The organism is Thioalkalivibrio denitrificans, assembly GCF_002000365.1.
GTDB classification, from domain to species: domain Bacteria; phylum Pseudomonadota; class Gammaproteobacteria; order Ectothiorhodospirales; family Ectothiorhodospiraceae; genus Thioalkalivibrio_A; species Thioalkalivibrio_A denitrificans.
Genome location: NZ_MVBK01000074.1, coordinates 1 through 8,803 on the forward strand (window position 1 = coordinate 1; position 8,803 = coordinate 8,803).

General features: G+C 64.6%; 7 protein-coding genes. 5 read left to right on the top strand and 2 right to left on the bottom strand.

Annotation, left to right across the window (positions count from 1 at the left end; all coding sequences use genetic code 11):
* Positions 1-270 precede the first annotated feature (270 nt).
* The 5 genes from glyQ (at position 271) to B1C78_RS12055 (ending at position 5,354) form a co-directional block, all read left to right on the top strand.
* The gene (gene glyQ / locus B1C78_RS12035) at positions 271-1,203 is read left to right on the top strand and encodes a glycine--tRNA ligase subunit alpha (RefSeq protein ID WP_077279417.1); all 933 of its coding nucleotides are present in this window, start codon (positions 271-273) and stop codon (positions 1,201-1,203) included.
* A gap of 52 nt (positions 1,204-1,255) precedes the next feature.
* Positions 1,256-1,624 carry a GxxExxY protein gene (locus B1C78_RS12040; protein WP_077279422.1) on the top strand — a complete coding sequence of 123 codons (369 nt, stop codon included), beginning with the start codon at positions 1,256-1,258 and terminating at the stop codon, positions 1,622-1,624.
* Positions 1,625-1,662: 38 nt separating this feature from the next.
* Positions 1,663-3,753, top strand: a complete 2,091-nt coding sequence (glyS, locus tag B1C78_RS12045; protein WP_077279418.1) for a glycine--tRNA ligase subunit beta — start codon at positions 1,663-1,665, stop codon at positions 3,751-3,753.
* Positions 3,754-3,939: 186 nt separating this feature from the next.
* Complete coding sequence (locus tag B1C78_RS12050; protein WP_077279419.1) at positions 3,940-4,689, top strand: lysophospholipid acyltransferase family protein; 750 nt, start codon at positions 3,940-3,942, stop codon at positions 4,687-4,689.
* Complete coding sequence (locus B1C78_RS12055) at positions 4,686-5,354, top strand: protein tyrosine phosphatase family protein (protein WP_245795413.1); 669 nt, start codon at positions 4,686-4,688, stop codon at positions 5,352-5,354. The genes B1C78_RS12050 and B1C78_RS12055 overlap by 4 nt, the downstream gene beginning before the upstream one ends.
* A 153-nt stretch (positions 5,355-5,507) precedes the next feature.
* Here B1C78_RS12055 and B1C78_RS12060 read toward each other — a convergent pair whose 3' ends face one another.
* Entirely contained in the window at positions 5,508-7,721 is a 2,214-nt protein-coding gene (locus B1C78_RS12060; RefSeq protein WP_245795414.1) for an EAL domain-containing protein, read from the bottom strand.
* Positions 7,722-7,840: 119 nt separating this feature from the next.
* The gene (locus B1C78_RS12065; protein ID WP_077279421.1) at positions 7,841-8,608 is read right to left on the bottom strand and encodes a tRNA threonylcarbamoyladenosine dehydratase; all 768 of its coding nucleotides are present in this window, start codon (positions 8,606-8,608) and stop codon (positions 7,841-7,843) included.
* Positions 8,609-8,803: the final 195 nt, after the last annotated feature.

Below are 8,803 nucleotides of genomic sequence, written 5' to 3' on the forward strand. Positions count from 1 at the left end.
CCGCTTCCTGCACCAGGCGCTGCCATTGGGCGGCGGGCGTGGGTTCCATGATCAGTTCAGGCATGTTTCCTCCGTCACTGTGCAAGGGGCCGGGTCGATGACTGCGGGGACCGGGCCGCTGAACCGCCGGTTCCGGCACGCCCGGGCTCCTGCCAATATTTCATAGCATCAACCGGGCCAGCTTCCAGCCCATCCCGGACGGCTGGTCTGTGGTGCGGCGCGGACGGTATACTCACGCCCTTTGCGCCACTGCAGCGTTCCTTCGATCCCATGCCCCGGACCAAGACCGCCAAGTCCCGTCACCTGAGCTTTCAGGAACTCATACTCGTCCTGCAGAGTTACTGGGCGGAGCGCGGCTGCGTGATCCTGCAGCCTTATGACATGGAGATGGGGGCGGGCACCTTCCATTCGGCCACGTTCCTGCGCGCCATCGGCCCGGAGCCCTGGCGCGCCGCCTACGTGCAGCCCTCGCGCAGGCCCACCGACGGTCGCTACGGCGAGAACCCCAACCGCCTGCAGCACTATTACCAGTTCCAGGTGATCCTCAAACCCTCGCCGGCGGACATTCAGGAGCAGTTCCTCGGCTCGCTGGAGGCCATCGGGATCGATCCGCTGGTGCACGACATCCGCTTCGTGGAAGACAACTGGGAGTCCCCGACGCTGGGCGCCTGGGGCCTGGGCTGGGAGGTGTGGCTCAACGGCATGGAGGTCACCCAGTTCACCTACTTCCAGCAGGTGGGCGGCCTGGACTGCCGGCCGGTCTCCGGCGAGATCACCTACGGCCTGGAACGTCTGGCCATGTACCTGCAGGGCGTGGAGAGCGTCTTCGACCTCGTCTGGACAGAAGGCCCCCAGGGCCGCGTCACCTACCGCGACGTCTACCACCAGAACGAGGTGGAGCAATCCGCATACAACTTCGAACACGCCGATGTGCCGGCCCTGTTTGACTGGTTTCAGACCTGCGAACGCGAGAGCAAAAAGCTCATCGACGCCGGCCTCCCCCTGCCCGCCTACGAGCAGATGCTCAAGGCCTCGCACACCTTCAACCTGCTGGACGCACGCCGAGCCATCTCCGTGACCGAACGCCAGGGCTACATCCTGCGCGTACGCGACCTCGCCCGCGCCGTCGCCGAGGCCTATTACAATGCCCGCGAGGCGTTAGGGTTTCCTATGCTGGGGGGCAGGAACTCAAGCGGCGCTTAGCCACAGAGGGCACAGAGGTCACAGAGTTAAGAAAATGATTTGGGGGATCGACATGGAAGACGACCCGTTGACTCGACGCATTATTTCAGCGGCCCTGGAAGTGCACTCATTTCTGGGCCCCGGGTTACTGGAAACAATCTATGAACAGGCCTTATGCCATGAGCTTGAACTGCGAGGCATCGGGTTCGAGCGGCAAGTACCTGTGCTTGTCACCTATAAGGGCAGATCTATCGCAGGTCAGGTACTGGATCTGCTGATTGAGAAGGAAGTGGTTGTGGAGCTTAAGGTGGTGAGGAAACTCCCGGAAGTCGCCACAGCACAAACGCTGTCCTATCTGAGGGCCACCGGGTTGCGACGGGCCCTGTTGCTGAATTTCGGTGAGTCACGTCTGGCGAACGGGATCAAGCGCCTTGCTCTGTGACCTCTGTGCCCTCTGTGGCTAAGAAGGGTTTTCCGTTGATGAGTACCAAAACAGATCTCCTGATCGAAATCGGCACCGAAGAGCTGCCGCCCAAGGCGCTCAAGGGGCTGCGCGATGCTTTTGCGGAGAGTGTGGCAGGCGGGCTGGCCGAGGCGGGCGTCGGGCCGGGAAAGGTGCACGCCTACGCGGCACCCAGGCGTCTGGCGTTGCTGTGCCGTGACGTGCCGCTGCGTCAGCCGGACCAGGCGCAGGAGCGGCGCGGGCCGGCGCTCAACGCCGCGTTTGATGACGACGGCAATCCCACCCGCGCCGCACAGGGCTTTGCCGCCTCCTGCGGCGTGGCGGTGGAGGATCTGGAACGGCTGGAGACCGACAAGGGCGCGTGGCTGGTGCACCGCCACGTGGAGCCCGGCAAGGCGGCGTCGGAGCTGATTCCGGGGGTGGTGGAGGCCGGGCTGGCGGCGCTGCCGATTCCGAAACGCATGCGCTGGGGCGAATCGGACGCGGAGTTCGTCCGCCCGGTGCATTGGGTCGTGCTGCTGTTGGGCGACGAAGTGGTGCCTGCGCGGATCCTGGGTGTGGAGTCCGGCCGGGAGACCCGCGGCCACCGCTTTCATCACCCGGCGACCCTCTACATCGCGGAGCCGGCAGCGTACGCGCCGTTGCTGGAGACCGAAGGCCGTGTCATGCCCGACTTCGAGGCGCGCCGCGAGGCCATCGTCGGGCAGGTGGAAGAGGCGGCGAACCGGCTGGGTGGTCGTGCGCTCATGGAGCCGGAACTGCTGGACGAGGTGGCCGCGCTGGTGGAGTGGCCCTGTGCCATTGCCGGCCATTTCGAGACGCGCTTTCTGGAGGTGCCACAGGAAGCGCTCATCTCCACCATGCAGGACAACCAGAAATATTTCCCCGTGGTGGATGAGGCCGGGCGCCTCATGCCCCATTTCATCACGGTGAGCAACATCGAGTCCCGGGAACCGGAGCGTGTGCGCGAAGGTAACGAGCGGGTGATTCGACCGCGCTTTTCCGACGCCGAGTTTTTCTGGAACCAGGACCGCAGGCAACCGCTGGAATCACACCTGGATGCGTTGCGTCAGGTGGTCTTTCAGCGACGTCTTGGCAGTCTGTACGACAAGACGGAGCGGGTGGCGCGCCTGAGCACCCACGTCGCGGACCTGCTGGGTGTCGACCATGGCGAGACTCACCGCGCGGCGATGCTCTCAAAGTGCGACCTGCAGACCCACATGGTGTTCGAGTTCACCGAACTGCAGGGCACCATGGGCCGTTACTACGCGCAGCACGCCGGCGAGCCCGAGGGCGTCGCCCGCGCCATGGAAGAGCAGTATCTGCCGCGCCATGCGGGGGACAGTCTGCCGGAAACCGGCGTCGGCCAGGTGCTGGCGCTGGCCGACCGCCTGGATACCCTGGTCGGCATCTTCGCCATCGGACAGAAGCCCACCGGCGCGAAGGACCCCTACGGCCTGCGCCGCGCCGCGCTGGGCGTGCTGCGCATCATCGTCGAGCGCGAACTGGACCTGGACCTGCGCGCTCTCATCCATGCGGCCGCGCAGGGCTACCAGGCGACGGACGTGAAAGCTGCGGCTGCCGAGGAGCCGGTCTTCGACTACATGATGGAGCGCCTGCGTGCCTACTACCTGGACAGGGGCATTGGCGCCGACGTGTTCGAGGCGGTTCTGGCCTGCCGCCCGATGCGCCCGCTGGACTTCGACCGCCGGGTGCGCGGCGTGGAGCATTTTCGGGCGTTGCCCGAGGCCGAGAGCCTGGCCGCCGCACACAAGCGTATCCACAACATCCTGCGCAAGGTGGAGGGCACGCTGCCCGAACGCATCGATGCGGCACGCTTCACCGAGGAGGCGGAACGCACACTTCACGAACGCCTGGAGGAACTGCGCGCTACGGCGCGGCCGCTCTTTGCCGAGGGCCGCTACACCGAGGGCCTCGCGGCACTCGCCGCGCTGCGCGAACCCGTGGACCGCTTCTTCGACACGGTCATGGTCATGGCCGACGATGCCGCCGTGCGCGACAACCGCCTCGCGCTGCTGAACAACCTGAGCGGGTTGTTCCTGGAAGTGGCCGACATGTCCAGGCTGCAGCCGGGCAGCGAGGGTTAAGAAATGCAATGGACAGGATGAACAGGATTTTTGGGGATTAACAGGATTAAGGAAAAAGCGTTTTGGACGTGGTTTAGGTGGTTTTTCTCAAAAATTCTTTAATCCTGTTCATCCAGAAAAATCCTGTTCATCCTGTCCATTGCTTTTCTACAATTCGCATCGCCACGGCTCAAAATACCGGCAACCATGACCACCAGGCGTAGGCACTCAAGGCCCTTGCTCTACATGCGCGCCGCGCTGTTCTGGCTGGGGTTCGCGCCGTCGACGGTTCTGTTCGCGGTGTTCGGTCCGTTGACCCTGCCGCTATCCTGGCACGGGCGCTATCGGATCATGTCCCAGTGGACACGCTTCAATGTCTGGTGGCTGGGCGTGACCTGCGGGCTGAAGTACGAGGTCAAGGGCAGGGAGCATCTCGAGGGCGAGGCCGGGGTCCTGCTCTGCAAGCACCAGTCCACGTGGGAGACCATTGCCCTGCAGCGGTTCATTCCGCCGGAGGTGTATGTGCTCAAGCGCGAGCTCATGCGCATCCCGTTCTTCGGCTGGGGCATGGCCGTCATGGAGCCCATCGCCATCGACCGGGGTGCCGGGCGCCGTGCGCTGGAACAGCTGGTCGAGCAGGGCAGGGATCGGCTGGAGCGCGGCCTGTGGGTGGTCATGTTCCCGGAAGGCACCCGCGTTGCCCCGGGGACCCGGGGCCGGTACAAGCAGGGCGGGGCCGTGCTGGCGGCGCGCACCGGGCGGCGCGTGGTACCGGTCGCCCACAATGCCGGCGTGTACTGGCCGCGCCACAGCTTCATCAAGTACCCGGGCACGGTACGCGTGGAGATCGGTCCGCCCATCGAGGCCCGGGACCGCGAGCCCGACGCGATCCTGCGGGATGTGGAGGCATGGATCGAGTCGCGCCAGGAGGAACTGGACGCCGTGGAGCGCCCGTGAGCTTCGACCTGTCCACCCCTGCCGCGCGACGGCGTGTCTATGTCCGGGCCCTGTGGGCCGATGACGGCTGGGTGCGCGAGTTCGGACTCAACAACTTCCATCGCATCTCGGAAAGAGCCTTTCGTTCCGGACAACCCTCGCCCCGGCACCTGGAGCGCCGCATTCCCCGCCACGGCATCCGCACCGTGGTCAACCTGCGCGGCGACGATCCCGACAACCCGATGCTTGCGCTTGAGACCGAAACCTGCGCGCGACTCGGCGTGCGCCTGGAGCACCTGCGCCTGCATTCCCGCGACCTGCCCTCACGCGAGACGATCCACTCGGCCCATGAACTGTTGCAACGCATCGAGTACCCGGCGCTCCTGCACTGCAAGTCCGGCGCGGATCGCGTGGGCCTGATGTCCACCTTCTACCTGCACTGGGTCGAGGGTGTTCCGCTGGCCCAAACCCGTCAGCTGCGCCTGTGGCCCTACTTCCATTACCGCTACGCCAAGACCGGCCTGCTGGACTTCTTCATTGAGCGCTATCTGGCCGACAGCGCCACCGAACCCATGAGTCTGCTTGAATGGGTGGACAGCCGCTACGACAGAAAGGCCCTCAAGAAGCAGTTCCGCCCCCTGCCGTTGGTGGATGCGCTGGTGGACAGGGTCTTGCGCAGGGAATAGTGAAAATGGACAGGATTAACAGGATAAGAAAAGATCTGACAGGATTAACATGATTTACAGGATTAAATGCGTTTCAAAAAATCATGTGAATCTTGTTAATCCTGTCCATTCCGTTCTTCCGCGTCTCCACGGCGCTGTCAAGCGTGGATTGGGTCAAATCCGAAGATCCGCCACCGCCACCGGTTCGGCGAGGAAGTGGCCCTGGGCGTAGTCGACGCCCATATCCTTGAGCAGGTCCAGGATCTCCCGGGATTCCACGAATTCCGCGATGGTGCGCTTGCCCATCACGTGGGCGATGTCGTTGATGGATCTCACCAGGGCGAGGTCCGTGGGGTCGTGGGCGATGTCCTTTACGAACAGGCCGTCGATCTTGAGGAAGTCCACCGGCAGCGTGCGCAGGTAGCCGAACGAGGACATGCCGCTGCCGAAGTCGTCCAGCGCGAAACGGCAGCCCATGCCGCCCAGCGTCGACATCATCTCGCGCGCCTGGGTGAGGTTGGCAATGGCCACGGTCTCGGTGATCTCGAAGCAGATGCGGTCTGCGGGCAGCGCGTGGCGCTTGAGCTGGGCGACGACGTACTCGAGGAAGGTGGGATCTCCGACGGAATGGCCGGACAGGTTGATGGCGCAAAGCGCCAGCTGCTCGGGCCCGATGCCCTCGTCCGAGATCCAGGCGAAGCTGTGCTGCACCACCCATCGGTCGATGGTGGCGGAGAGGTTGTAACGCTCGGCGGCGGGCAGGAAGACCCCCGGCGCGATGAGGCCGCCCTGTCCGTCGTGCATCTTGATGAGCATCTCGAGATGTTTTCCGGGCTCGGCGCGGGCCTCTTCGCCTACGGGTTCGATGGGCTGGGCGAACAGGGCCAGCTGGCCCTCGCGCACCGCCTGGTGGATGCGCGCCACCCAACGCATCTCGCCCTGGCGGCGAATCAGGCTGGTGTCGTCCTGCTTGAACATGTGCACCCGGTTGCGGCCCCTTTCCTTGGCGGTGTTGCAGGCCGTGTCCGCCGCGCTCATCACGGAGATGACGTTGCCGCTCTCGCGGTTGAGCGGCACGATGCCGATGCTGGTGCTGATGGTGTAGGTCTTGTCCTCCCAGCGAAAGCCGAATTCGGCGAAGCGGTCACGCAGGGTCTCGGCATGTTCGAGCAGCTCGCTGGTCGTGCAGTTGTTCAGGATCATGGCGAACTCATCGCCGCCGAGGCGCGCCACCACGTCGCTTGGCCGGGCATAGGCGGTCATGAGTCCGCTCACCTGGCGCAACAGTTCGTCGCCGGCCGCGTGGCCGCTGGTGTCGTTGATCACCCGGAACTGGTCCACGTCGATGTACAGGAGCCCGGCTTCCATGTCCCGCGAACGCGCCCGGTGCAGCGCCTGTTCCAGGCGAATCAGGAGTTCGCGCCGGTTGAACAGACCGGTGAGGGGATCGTGGGTGGCCTGGTATTCCAGCTGCGTGGCCAGGGAGCGATGCTCGGTGGCGTCCTGGATCGTGACCACGCTTTCGCCGTCGCCGGCAGGCTCCACCCGGCAATGCACGGCCACCGGTCGCCCGTCCGCCCGCCAGAGCGTGGCGTCCATGATGTGGTGGCGTTTGCCGGTAGTGAGGGCCTGGACGAGTTCCCGCGTGAGTTCATCGAGGTCGTCGGGTGTGTCGCCCGGGGCCTGGTGAAATCTTGTGGCGGACATGCCCAGTACGGCAGCCCGCTCATAGCCGGTAAGCTTCAGTGCGACCCGGTTGATGTAGGTGACGCAGCCCTGGTTGTCGAGCCGGTAGATGCCGGTCTCTGCCCGCTCCAGGGTGTCGTGCATCTGGCGTGTCAGTTGTCCGACTACTCCCCGCGCGTCATCCTTCGATGTGGTGTCGACCGCCGACTCGAGTGACTCGAGACGCTCCTCGAGTTCGTGCTCCCGGGTGATGTCCACCATGACACCCTGGATGACCAGGTCCTCGCGCTGGGGGTCTTCCACGTAGACGCCCATGTCCCGCACCCAGCGTACGGTGCCGTCACCGTCCTTCAGGCGGTACTCGAGGCTGAATGGCTCGCGGTTCGCACGGGTGGCGAGCAGTGACTGCAGGACGGACTCCCTGTCATCCGGGTGCAGGTGGCTGCGCCAGCGGTCGTGATCCTTGATGAAACGGCCCTGACCGACGGGCCGGGTTACCAGTGACTTGAACAGCGGACTGACATAGAGGCGCGTCAGCGCGTCGTCCGGGACCGCAAGGTATGGCACCAGCCCCGTGAGTGCGCCGCCCTCGGAGTGACTCTCCATCTGATGCACCCGGGCGATGCCCGGTTGCAGGTCTGCCGCCCGAAACAGATCACCGGTGACCCCGGCGCGGTCGTCTGGTGCATCCTCGTGGCTCAAGGTCCGGAAATTCCCTGTGAGTATCCCCGCTTGCGACTATAGCCCAATGTGGGCCGAGTGTCGTGTCATCCATGTATGGTCGTGTTCAGCGCGCCTGTGGTGTTTCGCTGCAAGGTGCGTCACGCAGATCGCAGGCGCGCGGGTCTGACCCGGCCGGCGTTCGCTTCAGCGAGCAGGCCGCGGATCACGAGTCCGGCGAGCATGTAGCCGAACAGGGGCGGCAGGTAGGATATCGTGCCGTTGACGGTGCGGCTGCGCCCCGGCCTTGAACCGTTGAACGGACGGTGTTCGGTTCCCTTGAGCGGTTTTTCGATGGAATAGACCACCGGGTAATCGAGGCTGGCGCCCATGCGGCGCAGTCGCTTGCGCAGTTCCCGGGCCAGGGGGCAGAGGGTGGAGTGTTCCAGCGGTCCGGTACGCAGCGCCGTGGGGTCGAGCCTGCCGCCTGCACCCATGCTGGAAGCCACGGGGATGCCGCGCTCCTGACAGGACGCCACCAGGACGGCCTTGCCGGCGATGGAGTCGATGCAGTCCAGTGCGTAATCGAGTTCCGCGGGGATCACGTCGTCCACATTGGCCGGACACAGGAACGTGCCGATCGTGCGCACATCGATGTCGGGGTTGATATCACGCACCCGGGCCGCCATCGCGTCCGACACCCGCTGGCCCAGCGTCGAATGCAGGGCCACCAGTTGGCGATTCAGGTTCGATGCGTCGATCACGTCGTGATCGATGAGCGTGACCCTACCTACGCCCGCGCGGGCGATGGCCTCGGCCGCGTAGCTGCCGACCCCGCCCAAACCGGCGATGAGTACATGTTTTCGTGAAAGACGATCCAACCCTTCGGAGCCGACGAGCAGCTCCGTACGTTCATGAATTGCGCTCATGGATACAGCATTCCTGGCCAAAAACATTGGCCAGAATGTGACAAAGGCCGCGCCCTTGCCTTGATCTGGCTCAATGCGGCTTAAAGGCAGTGGCAAGTCTCAAGTGGCAAGGGCCCCCCTCTGGAAGGTTGAAGGAGGAAGGATGAAGGTTGAATGAAACCACCCTCACCCCGGCCCTCTCCCTGAGGGAGAGGG

Bases quoted from the DNA above. Each gene is read 5' to 3' on its own strand.
- glyQ (WP_077279417.1), top strand. From the start codon at position 271: ATGCCCCGGACCAAGACCGCCAAGTCCCGTCACCTGAGCTTTCAGGAA.
- glyS (WP_077279418.1), top strand. From the start codon at position 1,663: ATGAGTACCAAAACAGATCTCCTGATCGAAATCGGCACCGAAGAGCTG.
- B1C78_RS12065 (WP_077279421.1), bottom strand. From the start codon at position 8,608: ATGAGCGCAATTCATGAACGTACGGAGCTGCTCGTCGGCTCCGAAGGG.
- B1C78_RS12040 (WP_077279422.1), top strand. From the start codon at position 1,256: ATGGAAGACGACCCGTTGACTCGACGCATTATTTCAGCGGCCCTGGAA.
- B1C78_RS12050 (WP_077279419.1), top strand. From the start codon at position 3,940: ATGACCACCAGGCGTAGGCACTCAAGGCCCTTGCTCTACATGCGCGCC.